The 19,521-nt window shown below is 72.9% G+C and carries 15 protein-coding genes and 2 pseudogenes; 13 read left to right on the forward strand and 4 right to left on the reverse strand.

Annotated elements, in window-relative coordinates; all coding sequences use genetic code 11:
- The 4 genes and pseudogenes from KM933_RS11675 to KM933_RS11690 form a co-directional block, all read left to right on the forward strand.
- Window positions 1–888: pseudogene (locus KM933_RS11675) on the forward strand (hypothetical protein); the annotation flags it as partial.
- 248 nt (window positions 889–1,136) lie between these two features.
- The gene (locus KM933_RS11680; protein ID WP_221351022.1) at window positions 1,137–2,882 is read left to right on the forward strand and encodes a PHP domain-containing protein; all 1,746 of its coding nucleotides are present in this window, start codon (window positions 1,137–1,139) and stop codon (window positions 2,880–2,882) included.
- The gene (locus KM933_RS11685) at window positions 2,879–3,382 is read left to right on the forward strand and encodes a hypothetical protein (protein WP_221351025.1); all 504 of its coding nucleotides are present in this window, start codon (window positions 2,879–2,881) and stop codon (window positions 3,380–3,382) included. The genes KM933_RS11680 and KM933_RS11685 overlap by 4 nt, the downstream gene beginning before the upstream one ends.
- Before the next feature lie 266 nt (window positions 3,383–3,648).
- Window positions 3,649–4,011, forward strand: a pseudogene (locus KM933_RS11690) (VOC family protein); the annotation flags it as partial.
- Between the two features lie 105 nt (window positions 4,012–4,116).
- Here the strand turns inward: KM933_RS11690 and KM933_RS11695 are convergent.
- Window positions 4,117–5,181, reverse strand: a complete 1,065-nt coding sequence (locus KM933_RS11695; protein ID WP_221351026.1) for an alpha/beta fold hydrolase — start codon at window positions 5,179–5,181, stop codon at window positions 4,117–4,119.
- Window positions 5,178–5,543 (reverse strand): hypothetical protein, encoded by a 366-nt coding sequence (locus KM933_RS11700; protein WP_221351028.1) that lies wholly within the window; start codon window positions 5,541–5,543, stop codon window positions 5,178–5,180. The genes KM933_RS11695 and KM933_RS11700 overlap by 4 nt, the downstream gene beginning before the upstream one ends.
- Before the next feature lie 87 nt (window positions 5,544–5,630).
- On the opposite strand from KM933_RS11700, the gene KM933_RS11705 reads away from it, so the two are divergent.
- The 9 genes from KM933_RS11705 (at window position 5,631) to KM933_RS11745 (ending at window position 15,170) form a co-directional block, all read left to right on the forward strand.
- The gene (locus KM933_RS11705; RefSeq protein ID WP_221351030.1) at window positions 5,631–6,203 is read left to right on the forward strand and encodes a helix-turn-helix domain-containing protein; all 573 of its coding nucleotides are present in this window, start codon (window positions 5,631–5,633) and stop codon (window positions 6,201–6,203) included.
- Between the two features lie 500 nt (window positions 6,204–6,703).
- Complete coding sequence (locus KM933_RS11710; protein WP_221351031.1) at window positions 6,704–7,204, forward strand: tellurite resistance TerB family protein; 501 nt, start codon at window positions 6,704–6,706, stop codon at window positions 7,202–7,204.
- Between the two features lie 238 nt (window positions 7,205–7,442).
- Complete coding sequence (locus tag KM933_RS11715) at window positions 7,443–8,810, forward strand: SUMF1/EgtB/PvdO family nonheme iron enzyme (protein WP_221351032.1); 1,368 nt, start codon at window positions 7,443–7,445, stop codon at window positions 8,808–8,810.
- 117 nt (window positions 8,811–8,927) lie between these two features.
- The gene (locus KM933_RS11720) at window positions 8,928–9,659 is read left to right on the forward strand and encodes a class II aldolase/adducin family protein (RefSeq protein ID WP_221351033.1); all 732 of its coding nucleotides are present in this window, start codon (window positions 8,928–8,930) and stop codon (window positions 9,657–9,659) included.
- 46 nt (window positions 9,660–9,705) lie between these two features.
- On the forward strand, window positions 9,706–10,767 hold the full coding sequence (locus tag KM933_RS11725) for an LLM class flavin-dependent oxidoreductase (RefSeq protein WP_221351034.1): 1,062 nt from the start codon (window positions 9,706–9,708) through the stop codon (window positions 10,765–10,767).
- A 3-nt stretch (window positions 10,768–10,770) separates the two neighbouring features.
- Window positions 10,771–12,012, forward strand: a complete 1,242-nt coding sequence (locus KM933_RS11730; protein ID WP_221351035.1) for an aminotransferase-like domain-containing protein — start codon at window positions 10,771–10,773, stop codon at window positions 12,010–12,012.
- A complete protein-coding gene (locus KM933_RS11735; RefSeq protein ID WP_308013353.1) occupies window positions 12,009–12,542 on the forward strand; it encodes a pyridoxamine 5-phosphate oxidase in 534 nt (177 codons plus the stop codon). The genes KM933_RS11730 and KM933_RS11735 overlap by 4 nt, the downstream gene beginning before the upstream one ends.
- Window positions 12,543–12,544: 2 nt before the next feature.
- Window positions 12,545–13,930, forward strand: coding sequence for an aminotransferase family protein (locus KM933_RS11740; RefSeq protein WP_221351233.1), 1,386 nt, complete (start codon window positions 12,545–12,547; stop codon window positions 13,928–13,930).
- 19 nt (window positions 13,931–13,949) lie between these two features.
- Window positions 13,950–15,170: a cytochrome P450 gene (locus KM933_RS11745; protein WP_221351036.1), complete on the forward strand. Its 1,221-nt coding sequence runs from the start codon at window positions 13,950–13,952 to the stop codon at window positions 15,168–15,170.
- Between the two features lie 70 nt (window positions 15,171–15,240).
- Here KM933_RS11745 and KM933_RS11750 read toward each other — a convergent pair whose 3' ends face one another.
- Together KM933_RS11750 and KM933_RS11755 are read right to left on the reverse strand one after the other, a co-directional pair.
- Complete coding sequence (locus KM933_RS11750; RefSeq protein ID WP_221351037.1) at window positions 15,241–16,503, reverse strand: MFS transporter; 1,263 nt, start codon at window positions 16,501–16,503, stop codon at window positions 15,241–15,243.
- A 45-nt stretch (window positions 16,504–16,548) separates the two neighbouring features.
- Window positions 16,549–19,518 carry a glycoside hydrolase family 2 TIM barrel-domain containing protein gene (locus tag KM933_RS11755; RefSeq protein ID WP_221351038.1) on the reverse strand — a complete coding sequence of 990 codons (2,970 nt, stop codon included), beginning with the start codon at window positions 19,516–19,518 and terminating at the stop codon, window positions 16,549–16,551.
- Between the last annotated feature and the right edge of the window lie 3 nt (window positions 19,519–19,521).

Below are 19,521 nucleotides of genomic sequence, written 5' to 3' on the forward strand. Positions count from 1 at the left end.
GCCGACGACCGAGGCCCCCGGAACACCGAGAAAGGCACGCAGCCAGTGGACGACGAGACCCTGACCATGGACGTGGCCCTGTGGGCCACGCTCGACGATCGGGCGACGGCGCCCCGCGGCGACCTCCTCGTCCACTGGTTCCGCACCGCCACCGACCGGCTCTTCCCCGCCGGGGACGAGGAGACGGCCGAATCCTGGGCCCTGGTCACGGAGTCGATGACCGGTGGCCGGGACATCCGGGTGCGCGACGTCCGCGCCTCCTGGGACCGACTGGCCGACGCGCTGCGGCCGTCGCCGTTCTACGCCGCAGCCGGTTTCCACGCGCCCTCCCCCGACAGCGGCGACGCCTGGGTCGACGACGTGGGCCGCGTGGGAGGCACGCAGACGGGCCGCGACGGCAGCCACACCGAGCTGTCGGCTGCGGTGCGGGGTGCCGAGCGCGTCGCGGACGCCGCGTGGTGCGCGGGTCTGGTCGACTTCCTCGCCACCGCCCTGGACGGGGCCAACCCGGCCTTCGCGCGGATCGACCACCGCACCTTTCACGAGACCACCGATCTGGAGGCGGTGCTCAAGCGCCCGCGGCGCCGCTCCCTGCGGGAGTCGCGGACCCTGCTGCGTGGCTATTCGTGGGTCACCGGTGTTCCCGCCGAACTGGCCGACCGGCTCGGCGGCCCGGCAGCGGTGGAGGCCACCGGCGCCTTCCACGCGGTGCGCCCGCTACGCGCGGGCGGTCTGCTGCTCCAGGCCAGCGAGACCCTCGCCGGATACGACGACCAGCACATGGAGGCGGTGTTCCGTGCCTTGGCACCCGTGCTCCCGCCGGGCCTGCCCGGTGAAGACCCCGGTCGCTCCGCGCGGGTCGTCCGTAAGGACGCGAGCCGGGTCTGAGCGGGGCGAAGCGGCCTGCGCCGTGATCCTTCTCACGGTGGGATGCCCCCGGAAAGCGGAGCGGGAGGAGTGAAAGTAAAGTCAACCAGCGTGTCCTGTAAGGGTAGTTGGGAGAGGGCCGGGAACTGCGGCGATCCGCCGTGCCGGAGTCGCCCGATCATCACCCCCATGTCGGCGGGTGTTCATGTCCCGCATCGAGTCTCCATAGCGCGCGACCGCACCGGCGGCGCCGGACACAGGAGATCGACATGGGGCACGGACACAGTCACGGGCACAGCCACGGACACGGGCACGGTCATGGGGGCCACCACCACGACCACGGCCACGACGGCGCCCCCCTCCCCGCCGCCTTCGACACCTCCGTGCCCGACGAGGCCCTGACCCCCGAGCAGCAGTCGCGCCGCTCCATGCTGCGCCGCGCGGGCCTGCTCGGCGCGGGTCTGGCCACCGTGGGCACGTTCGGCGCGGCGGCCGGCCAAACGGCCGCCGCGCAGACCGCGGCCGGTGCGCGCACCTCGTCCGGCGGCCGCCGCGGCAAGGGCTTCCTCTGGCTGGCCGGCGACCACCACATCCACACGCAGTACAGCAGCGACGGCAAGTACCGTGTCGTCGACCAGGTCCGCCAGGGCGCCAGGCACGGCATGGACTGGCTGGTCATCACGGACCACGGCAGCGTGGCGCACGCCAAGATCGGCGTCGACAAGGTCAACCCGGACATCAAGGCCGCCCGCGACGCGTACGAGGACACGCTCGTCTTCCAGGGCCTCGAATGGAACATCCCCGGCGCCGAGCACGGCACGGTCTTCGTGCACCCCGGCAAGAACGAGGTCTCCGTCCTCAAGCAGTTCGAGAACGACTACGACGGCAGCGTCAAGAGCGCCTCCGACTCGACCCCCGCCAACGAGGCACTCGCCGTCGCGGGCCTCGCGTTCCTCGGCCAGCAGGTCCAGCGCCGCAAGGTCAAGGACGCGCTGATGCTCGCCAACCACCCGGCGCGCCGCGGTGTCGACTCCCCGCACGAGATCCGCGCCTGGCGCGACGCGACCCCCGCGAGCCACCAGATAGCCGTCGGCTTCGAGGGCGCCCCCGGCCACCAGGCCGCGGGACTGCCCGCACCGCACGGCCCCGGCCGGGCCCGCGGCATCTACGACAACAACCCGAGCGCCAACTCCTTCCCCGGCTACCCGCCGGAGAGCTACCGCACCTGGGGCGGCTTCGACTGGATGACCTCCACGGTCGGCGGCCTCTGGGACAGCCTCCTCGCCGAGGGCAAGGCATGGTGGATCAGCGCCAACTCCGACTCGCACCAGGTCTACGCCGACACCGCCGTACGCGGCCCCGGCGGCGACTTCACCACCGACGGCCGCTACCCGGACCCGGTGTACGGCGGCCAGATCGACACCACGCAGGGCGACTATTGGCCCGGCCAGTACAGCAGGACCCACGTCGGCGCCGAGGACTTCTCGTACGCCGCCGTGATGGACGGCATCCGCGCCGGGCGCGTGTGGGTCGACCACGGCCAGCTGATCAGCGGCCTGGACGTACGGGTCTCCGGCGGCAGCCGCTGGGCCACGCTCGGCGGCGCCCTGCACGTCAGGAAGGGCACGAACGTCACGCTGACCGTGGACATCGCCCTCGCCCAGGAGGCCAACTGGGCCGGGTTCGTCCCGAAGCTCGCCCGCGTCGACGTCATCCAGGGCGACGTCACCGGCCCGGCCGCCGACAAGGACACGATGACCGCGCCGACCACCAAGGTCGTCAAGTCGTACGAGGTGAACAAGTCCACCGGCACGGTCCGGATCACGTACTCCCTCGGCCGCGTCGACCGCCCGCTCTACCTGCGCCTGCGCGGCTCCGACGGCAACCGGTCCGCCGTCGGCGCGCGGGGTGCGGCCGTCGACCCCGCCGGTCCCGCCATCGACGTCGTCGGCGACGCCGACCCGTGGAAGGACCTGTGGTTCTACTCGAACCCGGTGTGGGTCCTGCCCGCGTGAACCCGTCCCACGTGATCACGGTCGACGCGGGCGTACGGGAGCTGCGCGCGGCCGACCACCTGCTGCTGGAGCTGGCAGCCGGACTCGGCCTCCCCGAGGACGCGTTCGGCTGCACACACCTGGTGCGCGGGGACCGGCCGCGGGTCGTGCTGTCCCTCACGCCGGCCTCCGGCGGGACGGCGCGGCTCCTGGCGGCCAAGGGGTACGAGGTGACGGCCGGCGCACCCGACGCGGTGGGCCGGGCCGTCCTCTACCCGGGCGCGTCCGCGCTGACCGGCACGGTGACGGTCGCGGAGCTGCGGGCGCGCTCCGCGATCAGCCGGGTCGTGGTGCTCGGCGCCCCCGGCGAACCTCCGCCGGACCAGGCCGTGGTGACCCGGGACCACGTACGGCCGCAGTGGCAGGACGGCGAACTCGTCCTGACCCTGATGCCCGCGGTGGGCGGGGTCCTGGTCCCGTTCGAGGTACCGGACCCCACACCGTGCTGTGCGGACCACTGACCGGGATCAGGACGACTTGGCAGGCTCCACGAGGCCGGTCCAGGCCGGTCCAGGCCGGTCCAGGCCGGCGCCACGGACACGGGCCCGGTGAACGTCCGGGGCGCATCGCAGACGCCACTGCGACAGGGGCGCCGTGACCTCACGAGTCACGCAACGACCTGGGTGGAGGTACGCGTGACGGCGGGCCGTGCGGGTTCGTGACCCGGCCGCTCCCGGAAGCCGATCGGCCGTCCGCCCGCGCGTGAGGCGGTTCTAGGATCGTCGGCATGGCGTTGCGACCTGTGCTGGTGAACATGAAGGCCCTCGACGACACGGCGGTCGGCCGGTTCCGGGCGGAGGCGCTCGGGTGGGAGGTCTCCGGCGGCGGAGACGGCGCGACCGCCGCGAAATCCGCCGGCTTCGACCGGCTGGACCCGGTCGGCCTGTGCGTCGACGTCATCGCCGTCCCGGAACCCGAGGGGGCGACGAAGAACCGGGTGCACCTTGATCTCGCCACCGCCTCCGCGGCCCAGCAGGCGGAGCTGGTCGCGCGGCTCGGGGCGCTCGGAGCGACGCCCGTCGACGTGGGGCAGGGCGACGTGCCGTGGACCGTGCTCGCCGATCCGGAGGGCCACGAGTTCTGCGTCCTCGCCCGGTCCTGACGCGGGGCCGGGTCCGGTCGCGCCCAGGCCCCGCCGTCGCGCACCCGTGTCCGGCCCGCGGGCGGCGGTGCCGGCCCGGGAAGGCGCACCCTCTCAGTCCAGGAAGCGCAGCAACTCGTCGGCGACGAACCCGGGGTTCTCCTCGACCAGCCAATGGCCTGCCCCGGGCACGTCCACCGCCCGCACGATGTTCGTCATGCGCGCATCCACGGTGGAACGTATCCCGTCGAGCTGTCCCTGGGCGGCCATGAGGAGGGTCGGGGCCTTCACCGGTGCGGCCGCCTCGGTGTCCTGGACGTCCTTGTCGAGGCTGCGGTACAGCTCGAAGCCGCCGGACAGCGCGTCGGGCCGGCTGTAGGTACGGGCGTACTCGTCGATCTCCTCGTCGCTGAACGGCGACTTCTCCGAGGTGCCGCCGAACGCCGATCCCCTGAACGACACCTGCGGGTAGAACAGCTCCAGGTAGTCACGGACGTTGTCGTGCACGATCGCCTCGGGGACACGGCGCTGGGAGTGGAAGGCGATGTGCCAGCTCAGCGAGCGGTAGGCGGCCCCGTCCATGGCGGGTCCGGGCAGCGGCAGGTCGAGGTAGCCGAGGCGTTCGGTGTCCCCGGGGAACCGGGCGGCGTACTGGAAGGCCACCGCGGCACCGAGGTCGTGTCCGACGACACGGGCGTCCCGCACCCCGAGCCGCTCGGCGACGAGCGTGTGCACGTACCGTGCCAGGGTGGCTTTGTCGTAACCGGTCGGGGAGCCGGTGCTGTCGCCCAGCCCGGGAAGGTCGACGGCGTAGACGGTGTGATGCTCGGCGAGCTCCGGCATGATGTCCCACCAGCTGTACCAGGTCTGCGGCCAGCCGTGCACGAGTACCACCGGCGAGCCGCTGCCACCCTTCACGTAGTGCATGCGGACGCCGTCGACCTCGGCGAACCCGTGCTCGAAGGTGCCGGTGAACTCCGGGTCGTCGCGGGTGACGGCGGTGTGGGCCGCGACGCCGGGGCCGCGGCCCGGGGCGTCCGCGGTACGGCCGGGAGTGCCGGTTTCCTGCGTGGCGCAGGCGGCGGCACCGGCCGTCAGCGCGAAGGCGAGCGCGAGAGCGGCTGCCGTTCCGGCGGGACGGGGCGAGCGGCGCCAGGAGCGCCACGGTGAGGTCGTCATGTGTTCTTCCCTGTGGGTGGGGTGTGCGGACAGTGGGCGCTCACGAGGTCGAAGGCGCCGTGCGGAAAGGACTCGCCCGGATCGTGCCTCCCGGCCGCGATCCGTCCGGTCGGCCCGTGCGCGGCGGCGGGGCCGGCGGGACGCCCGGCGGCCACCGCCGACACGTCGACGGCGGTGACCCGCCACCCCTGGCGGGCGAGCCCCGTCGCGTCACCGCCCCCGCCGTGACCGAGGTCCGGCGCGGTGCCGGGCTCCAGGCCCGCGGCGATCCCGGTGAGTCGTGCGTTCGGCTGCGGACCGGCGGACGCGGGACGGGCCGCGTGGTGGCCGTCCCGGAACTCGACCGCGTCGGTGGCGCTCATCGGGGGCTCCTTCTGCCGGGGAGCCCCCACCTTCGGCCGACCGCCGGAAAATGGCACGCCGTCTTGCGGTTAACGCAAGATGGCAGGATGAACAGTGAACCGGAAGACGTGCTCGGCTCCGTCGGATCCCGGCTGCGTACGCTGCGCCGCGAACGCGGACTCACCCTCGCCGACCTCGCGCCGATCACCGGGGTCTCGGAGAGCACGCTGTCCCGGCTGGAGAGCGGGCAGCGCCGGGTGACCCTGGAACTGCTGCTGCCGCTGGCCCGCGCCTACAACGTCCCCCTGGACGACCTCGTCGGCGCCCCGCGCACCGGAGACCCCCGCATCCATCTGAAGCCGATCCGACGGTTCGACATGATCTTCATACCGTTGTCACGGCAGCCGGGGGGCACGCAGGCCTTCAAAATGATCATTCCCGCGCGGCCGAAACCGCTGGAACCGACCCCGCAGACGCACGAGGGCTCCGAGTGGCTGTACGTACTCAACGGCCGGCTGCGGCTGCTGGTCGGCGAACGCGACCTGACCCTGTCGTCCGGTGAGGCGGCCGAGTTCGACACGTCGCTGCCCCACTGGCTGGGCAGCGCCGACGGGCGGGTGGTCGAACTCCTCATCCTGTTCGGCCCGCAGGGGACCCGCGCCCATCTTCGCGTGGACTAGGGGTGCCGACCGGGCCGGGGTGAGTCGCCCGGAGGCGTGCCGAGCGGCGCGGACGACATGAACCGCTTGTCGCGGCTCGTCGTCGCCACGGACCCGGTCCAAGACGCCGGAACAGGGGTGCGGCAGGGGGTGTGCCTGCTCATGCGCGCCCCGGCGGACCGCCCACGCGCCAGCTCGGGGCATCCCGGGTTCCGGTCCGGTCTGCGACCGGCGCCGCGCCCGCGAACTGCCCGCGGCCGAAGGCCGGCATGGCGGTCCCGGGCGGCCCCGGCCGCCGCTACGGCTTCGGCCCCCGCGATCGGGTGCGGCGGGAGGCCGTCGCACCGAAATGCCTGGTTCCTCCGGGGCCCGTGGCGAGGTATGGCCGGGTGTTTCCACCGGACTATCCGGCAATAGGACAACTACTCTGAGTGCTTTTGTCGTCACTTTCCGCTGTTCCGGCCGGTGGATGTCTGTCATCTTTTTTTGGGCCGAGAAACGCTGACTGAGGGGTGAAAAGTATGACAACCACCACCGATAGTGCTTCTGAGATCGGACGACGCTGGATCTTCCAGGACTTCTGGGGGTTCGAGCGCGCACCGGGCGAGACCGACTTCAGCGCCTACGGCAAGGCCCTGTTGATCTGCGCGAACGGCGACGGGGAGCTCGCGCCCCAGGAGCGGGACTACGTGGTCGGCCTGATCGCCGGCATGCACGGTCCGGACGACGTGGTCGAGGAGCTCAAGACCTACGCGGGCACCGACGACCTCCAGACCGTCCTGCGCGGCGGCAAGGGTGCCGCGGAGTCCGGCGGCTGTCTCGTCTACGACACGATCCGGGTCTGCTCGGCGGACGGCACGCTCGCGTCCGGTGAGCTGGAGAAGATCCACGAGGCGGCCGACACGCTGGGCATCTCCCGGGACGCGGTACAGCAGATGATCGAGATCGACCGCCAGGAGCGCGAGCTGTCCGAGCGGCGCCTGCGTCTGTGCTACCCGAACGCGGACAGCCGTCCCTTCTGAGGCGGAGTGTCCGGTGCCCTCAGCTCTCCGCGCGAGGGAGGTGATCAGACATGACTGCCGAAGACTTCCTGGGTTCCCGCGAAGCGGGCGAAGCCGCCACGAAGTGGTGACCTGATCCCACCTCGTGGTGGGAGGGGCCGTGACGGGTGACACCGCACGGCCGAATCGAGCCGCGAGTGCCGTACGCCGAACGCGTCCGGCACTCGCGGTCATCCATGACCCGAAGGCAGACAACACCGTGCGCTACGAACTGCCGGATGCGCCCTCGCTCGCCGCCCTGGGCGACGCCGAGTACCTGGAGCGACTGCGCGTCCTGAAGAAGGAACTGGACCAGGAGCCCGCCACGCCGGACTTCGAACAGGAGCTGTGCCGCGGGACGGTGGGACACGCCGACTGGAACGTGCGCCGGATCTGCGTCGAAACGCTCTTCGGCCGGTTCGGCGATTCCCCGCCGGCCCGCGAGGCGATCTGCGCGGCGACCCACGACGACGTGGACTGGGTGGCGTTCACGGCCATCAACGTGGTGGGGGCGCTGCGGATGCCGGAGGCCGCCGAGCATCTGATCCGCATCTCCGGTTGGCCGAGCAACTTCAGCCGTCCCGACCGTGCCCGCAAACCGGTCGGCTGCGGCGCCGCACTGACCAAGCGCGCGCTGTGGGAGATCTTCGGCTCCCGGGACCCCGATGAGCTGCGGCGTCTGGAGGACGAGCACTTCGCGCAGCTGCGCGCGCAGGTGGCGGCCTCCCGCAGGGAGCCCGACCTCGGCGACGCCGTCCTGGTGCCCGGCGGGCTCTCGATCGGCGGCGCCCGGGTCTCGGAGGTGGGGCCGTTCCAGATGGACGACGCCGACAATCCGCTGCGCGTCGTCGAGTTGCCGTCGTTCTTCATCGACCGCGTCGCGGTCACCAACGAACGGTACGCGCGCTTCCTCGCCGACACCGAGGCCGCGGCCCGGGACGGCGACCCCTCCCGGTGGGCGCATCCCGACCAGGGGGACGGCAAGGACCACACCCCGGCCCACTGGCGTGACGCGCGGTTCAACCACCCCGCCCACCCGGTGGTCGGCGTCGACTGGTACGACGCGTACGCCTTCGCCCGCTGGGCGGGCGGGCGGCTGCCGTCGGAGGACGAATGGGAGAAGGCGGCCCGCGGCACCGACGGCCGCCGCTATCCCTGGGGCGAGACATGGGACAGCACCCGCGCGCACGGCGTCGAGACGGCCTATCCGGGCGACAACCCGCGCGACCTGGCCGAGCTGGAGGCCCTGCTGGTGCGGACGTCCCCGACCTGGCCGCCCGAGCCCGTTCTGCCGGCGGACTCGCTTCCGCAGGGCGCCAGCCCTTACGGGGCCCTGAACATGGCAGGCAACGTGTGGGAGCTGACCCGCACGAACTTCTTCTCCCGGCAGGACATGGCACCGTTCTTCAAGGGGCGCGCCGGACCGCAGTTCATGAACCGGCCCGAGGCGTTCCACGTGCTCAAGGGCGGCACCTGGACCTCCCCGCCGGTGTGCATGACCACCTATTACCGCGGCAAGGACCTGTTGACCGACCGGCACAACGAGGTCGGCTTCCGGTGTGTCTACCCCGCCGCCCCCACCGCCTGAACCGCGTCCACACCTCAGCCGCAGCCGCCGCGGGGCCGTGCCCGCCGGCTGCGGCGCCCTCGACCGTCACCGACTTCGACTCCGACTCCGACTCCGACACACGAAGGGAACCCGAGTATGACCACCCTTTCCCCATCGGCCCCGCCCTCACCGGACCAGCTCCGCTTCGTCAAACAGCGCCTCGTCACGGCGATCCGGCTGTTCGGCGCACAGGGCTTCGGACACGGTCTGGCGGGATATTTCAGCACCACGGATCCACAGCGACGCGACCACTACTGGGTCAATCCGCTGGGTGTCGACTTCACCCAGGTGCGGGTGGACGATCTGCTGCTGATCGACCCGGAGGGCAGGGTCGTCGAAGGCCGTGGCACGGTCAACCCGTCGGTCGACGCGCTGCACGGCGAGCTGCACCGCGCCCGGCCCGACCTCACGGCCTTCGCCCACACCCATTCACGGCTCGGCAAGGCATGGTCGACCCTCGGCCGCCCTCTCGACCCGATCACCCAGGACGCCTGCCTGCTGTTCGAACGTCATGAGGTCTACCCCCGTTTCGGCGGGCCGGTCACCGACCGGCAGGAAGGCAAGGAGATCGCCGCCGCCCTGGGGAACGGATCGGCGGTGATCCTCCAGAGCCACGGCTTCCTCACCGGCGGCCGGTCGATCGCCGAAGCGGCCTGGCTGCACGTGGCGATGGAACGCGCCGCGGACGTCCAGCTGCTCGCGGAGGCCGTGGGCACCCCGCACCGGATCCCCGCCGACGTCGCACGGCAGACCGGTGCGATGCTCGGCAAGCTGGAGTACGCCGAGCGGCAGTTCGACAACCTCTGCCAGCACCTGGGCGTTCGCTGACCTGTCCGGCTCCTCGTCACGCGGATTCACCAGATGGGTCGTCACCATGAGAATCGGGCTGAACTTCCTGCCCACGCTCGCCCCGGACGAGATTCCGGCCGCCCAGTACTACGCGGAGTGCCTCGATCTGTGCGCCGTGGCCGATCGCCTGGGTTTCGCCCACGTCAAGGCCGTCGAGCACTACTTCCACCCCTGGGGCGGATACAGTCCCGACCCGGTGGTCTTCCTCTCCGCGGTGGCCGCCCGCACCAGCCGGCTGCGACTGGTCACCGGTGCCTGCGTCCCGGCCTTCTCCCACCCGGTGAAGCTGGCGGCCTCGCTCGCCATGCTCGACAACCTGTCGGGCGGGCGGCTGGACGCCGGCTTCGGACGGGCCTTCCTGCCCACCGAGTTCGACGCCTTCGACGTGCCGATGGCCGACAGCAAGGCCCGGATGCGGGAGGGCGTCGAGGCGATCGTGCGCCTGTGGTCGGCCGACCACTTCCGCTGGGAAGGCTCCTTCCACCGGTTCGGGCCGCTGCCCAGGCTGCTGCCCCAGCCCGTACAGCGCCCGCATCCACCGGTGTTCGTGGCTGCCACGACCTCGGAGGACTCCTTCGTGTGGGCCGGTGAACGCGGCCACAACCTCATGATCATCCCTGTCGTGGCGACCCACGAGAGGCTGACCGCACTGCTGGAGCTCTACCACCGGGCCCGCGCCGCCCACGGCCATCCCGGCCCCGGCCGACTGCACGTGAGCTACCACGCGTACCTCGCCGAAGAGCGCTCCCGGGCCCTGGCCGAGGCCGAACGGCACTTCGCCGACTACCGGACCAAGCAGCTGGACGCGTACGCGAGCTGGCGCGGGGTGACCTCCGACCAGTACCCCGGCTACGAGAAAATGGAAGCGGCGGTACGGGCGACCGGATTCCGGGACCTCGTCGAGGACGGCAACGTCATCGTCGGTTCACCGGGCGACGCCGTCGAAAGCCTGCGCACGGTCGCGGAGCGCTATCCGGGAGCCGAAGCCAGTCTGCACGTACGGTTCGGCGACATCTCCCCGCACGCGGCCACCCGCACCGTCTCCCTGCTGGGACGGGACGTCCTGCCGAAGCTGACGGGCTCGTAGGCGATGCCGGCCGGTTCCCCTCCCACCCCGCCCGCACCCTGGCGCGTCTCCCGGCACGGCCGACGCCTGGCCCCGTCCGTCATCGCGACGGCCCTGCGCGAGGCCGCCGCCGGCGGCGCGATCTCCCTCGCCGCCGGGTGCCCCGCGGCCGAAGCACTGCCCGTCGAGCAGACCCTCGGGGTGATCGACGGCGTCCTGAGCAGCCCCGGCGCTCTCCAGTACACCGATACCAGCGGTCTGCCCGCACTGCGCGCGTGGATCGCCGGCCAGGAGTCCCACCGCACCGGCCGCCCGGTCGACGTCACGCAGATCCTCGTGACCCACGGATCGCAACAGGGCCTCGACCTGGTGTGCCGGGCCCTGCTCGACCCCGGCGACACCGTGCTCGTCGACCGCCCCAGCTACAGCGGCGCTCTCCAGCTCCTCGGTCTCCACCAGGCGCGGGTGCACGACGTGCCCATCGCCGCCGATCCCGAACTGACCGCCCTGACCCGGGCCCTCGAAGAGCACGCGAGCACCCGGATCGTGTATGTCGTACCGTCTTTCGCCAACCCCACCGGCGCCAGTCTCCGAATCGGTCAGCGCGCCCGGCTGGGGCAGCTGGCGGAGCGCCACGGCTGCGTCGTCGTCGAGGACGACCCCTATCGGGAGCTGGGGTTCACACCGCGGGGCCCGGATCCGGACGCACCCGTCGCCGCCTTCTCCGAGCGGGTGATCACCCTCGGCAGCTTCTCCAAGGTGCTCAGCCCCGCCGCCCGCACCGGATACCTGTGCGCGCCGCAGTCGCTGGCCCCGCTCCTCGGCAGGCTCAAGGAGGCGACCGACCTCGGCAACTCCGCACTGACCCAGCTGCTGGTCCACGCCTGGATCACCACTCCGGGCCTGCTCGACGACCAACTGGCCCGCCTGCGGGGCATCTACCGGGAGCGCCGTGACATCCTGACGGCCGCCGTCCGCGCACACCTGGGCGACGCGCTCTCGTTCACCGTCCCCGAGGGGGGATTCTTCCTCTGGGCCCGGCTGACCGACGGCGACGACACCCAGGCGCTCCTCACCGGCGCCCTGCGTGAAGGCATGGCCTTCGTGCCCGGCGCCGCCTTCTACGCCCGGGCTCCGGACACCTCGACCCTGCGTCTGTCGTACGCGGCGGCCGGGCCCGGCGAGATGGCCGAAGGCTGCGCCCGGCTGGCCCGCGCCCTCGACCGGCTGCGGGCGCCGGCGCGGCGGGGGGAGGGCCGACGGTGACCGCGATCATCCACCGGCGGGGCCCCGACGGACATCTGGGCCCCTGTCCGCAGTCGCCCTTCGCCGTGGACACCTTTCTGGCCCAGCCGCTGGTGGCGCGGCTCGCCACCTGCGGACTGGCCCTCCAGCCGGTCTGGTACCTGTGGGAGGAGGAGGAGTTCTGGGTGATCACCGGCACCTGGTCCGGGCTGGAGCGGCGCCTGACCACCGACTCCGCCTTCACCCTGGTCGTCGACACCTGCGATCCGGGCACCGGCCGGGTCCGCCAGGTCCTCGCCCGCGGACACGGCACGGTCACCGCGTTCGACGCCGCCCGGGGACGCCGCAAGCTCAGCCGCTACCTCGGCCCCGACGAGGAGCACTGGGACGCGCGGTTCCGGTGCTCCGGGCCCGCCGCGACCGCGAACCGCTGGGCGCGCCTGGCTCCCGACTCCCTGCGCATCGCGGACCTGTCCTTCCGCCCCGCCCCCGGCGGGCCGGCCCCCACGTGCGCCGGCCCGCCGCCCTGCACCCCTGTGAGGAAACCGTGACCATGCCCACCGCGTACGACTCGCAGGCCCTGGTGTCCGCCGACCGGGAACACCTCGTGCACCCCTTCCTCCCGGCCTCGCAGCAGGGCCGCATCGTCATGGTCGAGGGCCGGGGGTGCCGGCTGCGCGACGCGGAGGGGCGCGAGTACCTGGACGCGACCGCGGGCATGTGGCTGTGCCAGGTCGGGCACGGCCGTTCCGACATCGCGGACGTCGCCGCGGACCAGATGCGCCGCCTCGAATACTCCACGGCCTTCTGGGACTTCACCCACGACCGGGCCATCACGCTCGCGCAGCGACTGGTCCGGCTCAGTCACCCCGACACCGCTCGCGTCTACTTCACCAGCGGCGGGTCCGAGGGCACCGAGGCCGCGCTACGGATGGCCCGCCACTACCACCACCGGCGCAAGGAGCCCGGGCGCACCTGGATCCTCACCCGTACCGGCGCCTATCACGGCGCCGGCTACGCGAGCGGCGAAGTCTCCGACTTCCCCCTCTACGCCACCGGATTCGGCCCTCAGCCGGGCCACGTGCACCGGGTCACCGCGCCCTACCCGTACGCGATGGGGCTGGCCGACGCGCCGGAGAAGGTCACCGATGTGCTGCTGGACGAACTGGAGTCGGCCATCGCGGAGATCGGCGCCCACCGGATCGCGGCGCTGATCGGCGAGCCGGTGCTGGCCCTGGGCGGCATGATCGCCCCACCGCCGGACTACTGGCCGCGCGTCGCGGAACTGCTGCGCCACCACGGCATCCTGCTGGTCATGGACGAGGTGGTCACCGCCTTCGGCCGCCTCGGTCACTGGTTCGCCGCCGAACGCATGGGCGTACGGCCCGATCTGACCATCCTCTCCAAAGGACTGACCTCGGGATACTTCCCGCTGGGCGCGGTGCTGCTGACCGCACGGCTGGCGGACGTCCTCAGCGCGGACGCCGGATTCCCCGTCGGCCACACCTACAGCGGCCACCCCACGGGATGCGCGGTGGCCCTGGCCAACCTCGACATCATCGAACGCGAGAACCTCCTCGACGCCGCCGACCGGACCGGCGCGCACCTGGCCGCAGGACTGCGTTCGCTCCACGACCTCCCCCTGGTCGGGGAGACCCGGCAGTACGGGCTGATGGCCGCCGTCGAACTGGTCACGGACCGCACCACCCGCACACCCCTGCCCGAGGGCACCTACGCCATCGCCGACCTGGTCCGGGACCGTACCGGCGTCCTGGTCCGCGGCGGCCCGCGCGCCCTGACGCTGGCGCCGCCCCTGGTGATGACCGAGAACGAGACGGACGAAGTCGTCGCCGCGCTCGCCGACGTGCTGGCGAGCATCCCGGCACGGGGCGCGGCCGCCTCCGCGCCCCGGTCCGCGTCCCCTGCTCCCAGCCCCTGAGCGCCGACGGAGAAGACCCATGCCGCACTGCCGACACCGCTTCCCCTTTCCCCGCGTTCCCGCCACCGAACTGCCCGCCCAGTACGCCGCGTTCCGCGAGGACGAGCCGGTCGTGCCGGTCGCCATGCCCAGCGGCGACCCCGCCTACCTGATCACCCGCTACGACGACTCCCGCATGGTCCTCACCGACCCGCGCTTCTCCCGCAGCCTGGAGCTCGCCGGGCTCCGGCTCGGCGCGGTCGGCATCGCCGACCACCTCCTGCTGTCCACCCTCGCCAACATGGACCGGCCCGAACACCCGCGACTGCGCCGCACCGTCGCCTCCGCGTTCAGCCGGCAGCACGTGGAGCGGCTGAGGCCCCGCGTGGAAGAGGTCACCGACGTCTTCCTCACCGAACTCGCCCGCAGCCACCCGCCCCTGGACCTCGCGGAAGCGCTGTGCAACAAGCTGCCCGCCGCCGTCCTGCTGGAATACCTGGGCATCCCCACGGGGGACCGCCAGGACCTCCTGCACTGGACCAAGGTGCTCACCGACCTCAGCGGCCACACCCAGCAGGAGGTGGACGAGGCGCGCGAGCTGCTGCACCAGCATCTCAAGGAGGTCATCGCCCGGCGCCGCGGCGAGCCCGGCGACGACGTACTGGCCATGCTCTCCCGACGCTGTTACACCGACGGCCACATCAGCGAGCTGGAACTCGAAGCGCTCGCCATGTTCCTGCTGATCGGTGGCCTGCACACCGTCGTCTACCAACTCGGTCTCATCGTCGTCGCGCTGCTGCGCGACCCGGCGCGCGCCGCCGAACTGGCCACGACCGAGCAGACCGAACCCGCCATCGAGGAACTGCTGCGGTTCACCAACGCCGTGGAGTCCAGCCTCCTGCGGATCACCACCGAGGAGGTGGAGATCGCCGGCGTCACCATCCCGGCCGGAAGCGCGGTCCTGCCCGCCATCCCGGCCGCCAACCACGACCCCGAACGGTTTTCCCGCCCGGAAACCATTGACTTCGCCCGCAACGAGCCCGGGCACCTGACCTTCGGCCACGGGATGCACCGCTGCCTGGGCGCGCCCATCTCCCGCCTGATGCTCAACGTCGCCGTCCCGGCCCTGTTCCGCCGCCTGCCCGACCTGCGCCTCGCCGTCCCGCCCGGCCGGCTGCACTGGCTCCCCGACCGCCTCCTCACCGGCTACGAGAGCATCCCCGTCACGTGGTCGCACGACCCGGGGCCGCCCCGCGCCTGATCAGCGCAGGCCGGGACACAGGCCGGCGGTGGCGAACGCGTGGGCGCCGTCGTGGCGGAGCACGGCGCGGTCAGGCCGCTTCGCGTTCCGCCGCCGGCTCCGGTGCGGGCGGGTCCGTGGTGAGGCGGAGGCGGCGGACCTGCGGGGCCAGCAGTGCCACGGCCGCCGCCAGGGCGACCAGGGCCGCACAGCCCGCCAGCGCCCGCCGCAGGCCCACCGCGTCGGCGGCGGGCCCCGCCGCGAGCAGGCCCAGCGGGGCGAAGCCCAGCGCGCCGAACCAGGTGTACGAGCTGACGCGGGACAGGACCTCCTCCGGTATCTCCCGCTGCATCGTGGTGGACCACAGCACCGCGCCGACGGCCGTGGTGACGCCCGAGCAGCACATCGCCAGGGCCGTCGCCCAGGCCGGGGCGGCTGCGGCGAGCAGGGCGATCGGCAGCGCGGCCGGGAACGTGGCCAGCACCGCCACCAGCACGGGCCGCCGCACCCGTATCCGTACCGCCAGCCCCGCCCCGGCGACGGTGCCGAGCGCCTGGGCCGCCACGACGAGCGACCAGGCCCGCGCACCGCCCGACTGCTCCTCGGCGGCCAGCGGGCCCAGGACGCCGACGGTGGCGTTGAGGCCCGCGACCACCACGGCGGAGTGCGCGACGACGGCCCACAGCCACTGCCGGGAGGCGAACTCCCGCCAGCCCTCCCTCAGGTCCTCCCAGCCGGACGAGCCCTTGACCCGCCGCGGCGCGGACACGCGCAGGCGTGCGGTGAGGACCGCGCTCACGACGAAGGACGCGGCGTTGAGGGCCAGCGCCCAGCCCGCCCCGAGCCACGCGACGGCGACGCCGGACAGGGCGAGGCCGAGGAGGAGGGAGGTGTTGGTGCCGACCCGCAGCAGGCCGTTGGCCTGCTGGAGCCGGTCCGCCGGGACGACCAGCGGCACCAGCCCGTCCATCGCCGGCGCGAACAGCGCCGTCGCGGTCCCCGCCACCACCGCCAGAGCGCACAGCGCGACCAGCGGCGCGTGAGCGGACAGCACCAGGACGGCGAGTCCGGCGTAGGCGGCCGCGCCGACGGCGTCGGCGACCACCATCAGCCGGGCCCGGGACATCCGGTCCGCGATCACCCCGCCCAGCAGGACGAACACCAGCTGCGGCAGCGCCTGGCAGGCCAGCACCAGGGACAGCCGCCCCGGGGTCGCCCCGGGCAGGGCCAGCACGGCGAACCCGAGGGCCACCCGGGCGAAGCCGTTGCCGAGGACGGAGACGGTCCGGGCCGAGGCGAGCAGCAGGAACTGCCGGTCGCTCCACAGGGCGCGTCGAGGTGAGAGGACGGACACGGCGCCGCACTCTACGCGACCCGGGTCGCCTCGGTCCGGACCGCCTCAGCCGCCGGCTTCCGAGAACACGAAGGAGAACTCGGCCGGTTCGGCGCGCAGTTGGTACCGCGGCAGCGCGCCCGGGCCGCAGGACTGGGAGCCGATGCCCTGCTGCCCGTGGTCGAGGTTCACCCACACCGTGTCACCGGGCACCAGGTCCGTCAGGTGGTCCGCCGCGTCCAGCTGTTCGCTCGTCCAGCGGCGGGCCGTGAACCAGAACTCCGGCTCCCCCTCGACGCGCAGGGCCGGGAGGCCCGCCCCCTGGTCGAACTCCGCCCAGCGGACCCGGGCGCGGGCGCCGTTCTCCTGCGGGCGCACGTACGGCGTCTGCAGCTCCTCCACCGTGGACTCCCAGCGCCCCAGCAGCGCCGCGGAACAGGTGTCCGGGTACGCCTCGCCGGGACCGCCGCCGTGCCACCTCACCCGGACCGCGGTGGTCAGCCCGAGGCGGATGCCCAGCCGGGGCAGTGGCAGGCCGCCCCAGTCGCCCTCGGGCGTCACGGACACGGTCAGCCCCAGCCGTGTCCCGTCGGACGTCCACCGGTAGACCGTGCGCAGGCCCGCCTCCGCCCCGGCCGGCGCCACCCGGGTCCGTACCGTCAGGGCGTCCCCGCCCGGCTCCACCGCGTCGAGGCGGTGCCGCATCCGGTGCAGGCCCAGCCTGCGCCAGAGCGGGCCGTGGCGGATGTCCGGCTGCCAGGACGCGCCCTCGTCGTTGTCGGTCGGCGCCCGCCACACGTCCAGCTTCGGGCCGATGACGTCGATCCCGTGGACACGCGCCAGCTCGCCCGTCCCGGCGGCGAAGACGGCCGGGCCGAGCGTGATGCCGCCCTGTCCGTCGGGGACGGGGCGTTCACCGGTGGTGAAGCCGACGGGCGGCCGCTCCGCGACCGGAAGCTGGACCCACGCCACCACATGCCCCTTCGGTCCCCAGGCCGTGTCCCCGGCGAGCACCGCCCGGACCGTCCACCGGCTCTCGGCGTCCCGCACGTCCGCCGGCGGCTCCGGAAGGCCGACCTCGGCGGACTCGCCCGGTCCGAGCGCGGGCACCTTCAGGGGGCCCGACCCGACCGCCTCGCCGTCGACCTCGTACGACCAGGTGAAGTCCAGGGCCGACAGGTCCGCGAAGTCGTACCCGTTGGTGACCCGGACCGTACCGCCGCCCCCGCCGCCGCCGTCACCGCCGCCCTCCATGCGGACCGGCTCGACGACCTTCTTGTACTCGATCAGCCCCGGCGAGGGCCTGCGGTCCGGGAAGAGCAGCCCGTCGCAGACGAAGTTCCCGTCGTGCAGCTCCTCCCCGAAGTCGCCGCCGTACGCGAAGCCGTACCGCTCGTCCCTGATGCCGTGATCGATCCACTCCCAGACGAAACCGCCCTGGATCCGGTCGTGCGCCTCGAAGATCCGCTGGTAGTCGGCGAGCCCGCCCGGTCCGTTGCCCATGGCGTGCGCGTACTCGCACTGGATGAAGGGGAGTGCGCGCCGCTTGAGCGGACCGCCGTCCAGGCCCCGGCCGATCCGCTCGACCTCGGCGTGGTCCGCGTACATCCGCGAGTAGACGTCCGTGTCGCGGCAGTCGTGGTCGCCCTCGTAGTGGATCAGCCGTGATCCGTCCCGGCCGCGGATCCACTCGGCCATGGCGGTGAGGCCGCGCCCGGTGCCGGCCTCGTTGCCCAGCGACCAGACGACGACGCAGGGGTGGTTCTTGTCGCGCTCGACCATCCGGGCCGCCCGGTCGAGGAGCGCCGGGGTCCAGCGGTCGTCGTCCACCGGGTTGTCGCGCCAGCCCTGCTCGGTGAAACCGTGGGTCTCCAGGTCGCACTCGTCGACGACCCAGAGCCCGTACTCGTCGCACAGGTCGAGGAAGGCCGGGTGCGGCGGGTAGTGCGAGGTGCGCACCGCGTTCACGTTGTGCCGCTTCATCAGCAGCACGTCCTCGCGCATGGTCTCCAGGTCCAGGGCACGGCCGCGCTCAGGGTGCCACTCGTGCCGGTTGACGCCCTTGAAGAGCACCGGCCGGCCGTTGACCTGGATCAGCCCGTCCTCCAGCGCGACCGTACGGAAACCGATCCGCAGCGGGACCCGCTCCCCGCCCGTGACCAGCACGGCGTCGTACAGATGGGGCGTCTCGGCGGTCCACGGCCGCACCGGCACGGTGACGGCCCGCCCGGTCCCGGTATCGATGTCCAGGTCCGGTACGACGACCCGGCCGCCGGCGCCGGAGTCGACGCGCAGCGTGCCGGTGCCCTCGCGGTGGTCGTACGAGGCGTGCACGAAGAAATCGCGCGCACTGCCCGCCGGCCGGTGCAGCAGCGTCACGTCCCGGAAGATGCCGGGCAGCCACCACTGGTCCTGGTCCTCCAGGTACGAGCCCGCCGACCACTGGTGGACCCGCACGGCCAGTACGTTCCCGGTGGGCTCCAGCAGGTGCCCGACCGCGAACTCGTGCGGCAGCCGGGACCCCTTGAACCCACCCAGTTCCGTCCCGTTCAGCCACACCCGGGCACAGGACTCGACCCCGTCGAAACGCAGGACCGCGCCGGCTTCCCCGCCCTCCTCCCCGGCGGCACGTCGCGGCCAGTCGTCCGGCAGGTCGAAGAACCGCAGGTGGTCACCGGTCGGGTTCTCCGTCGGCACCCGTGGCGGGTCCACCGGGAAGGGATAGCGGTGGTTGGTGTAGGCCGGGGCGCCGAAGGCCCCGCCGCCCTGGAGGACCCAGTGACCGGGCACCGTCACCTCCGCCCAGTCCCCGCAGTCGTACCCGTGCCCGGCGAAGGAGTCGTCCTCGGCGTCCGCCGTCGCCGACAGCCGGAAGCGCCAGGTGCCGTTCAGCGAGAGGGAGGCGGCGTCGGAGGACGCGTACCAGGCCCGGGGCGGCAGCACGCCGCTCCCGGGCGAGACGTCCTCGACGTACGGGACGGACGTGGCCCCTGCCGGGGTGGAAGGGGACATGGGCGAGGTGGTGCGGACAGACATCGT

Source organism: Streptomyces beigongshangae, from assembly GCF_019710745.1.
In the GTDB taxonomy this organism is placed as follows: Bacteria; Actinomycetota; Actinomycetes; order Streptomycetales; family Streptomycetaceae; genus Streptomyces; species Streptomyces beigongshangae.

Coding starts and splice junctions, on each gene's coding strand:
- KM933_RS11680 (WP_221351022.1), top strand. CDS start 1,137: ATGGGGCACGGACACAGTCACGGGCACAGCCACGGACACGGGCACGGT.
- KM933_RS11695 (WP_221351026.1), bottom strand. CDS start 5,181: ATGACGACCTCACCGTGGCGCTCCTGGCGCCGCTCGCCCCGTCCCGCC.
- KM933_RS11700 (WP_221351028.1), bottom strand. CDS start 5,543: ATGAGCGCCACCGACGCGGTCGAGTTCCGGGACGGCCACCACGCGGCC.
- KM933_RS11705 (WP_221351030.1), top strand. CDS start 5,631: ATGAACAGTGAACCGGAAGACGTGCTCGGCTCCGTCGGATCCCGGCTG.
- KM933_RS11710 (WP_221351031.1), top strand. CDS start 6,704: ATGACAACCACCACCGATAGTGCTTCTGAGATCGGACGACGCTGGATC.
- KM933_RS11720 (WP_221351033.1), top strand. CDS start 8,928: ATGACCACCCTTTCCCCATCGGCCCCGCCCTCACCGGACCAGCTCCGC.
- KM933_RS11725 (WP_221351034.1), top strand. CDS start 9,706: ATGAGAATCGGGCTGAACTTCCTGCCCACGCTCGCCCCGGACGAGATT.
- KM933_RS11730 (WP_221351035.1), top strand. CDS start 10,771: ATGCCGGCCGGTTCCCCTCCCACCCCGCCCGCACCCTGGCGCGTCTCC.
- KM933_RS11740 (WP_221351233.1), top strand. CDS start 12,545: ATGCCCACCGCGTACGACTCGCAGGCCCTGGTGTCCGCCGACCGGGAA.
- KM933_RS11745 (WP_221351036.1), top strand. CDS start 13,950: ATGCCGCACTGCCGACACCGCTTCCCCTTTCCCCGCGTTCCCGCCACC.
- KM933_RS11755 (WP_221351038.1), bottom strand. CDS start 19,518: ATGTCTGTCCGCACCACCTCGCCCATGTCCCCTTCCACCCCGGCAGGG.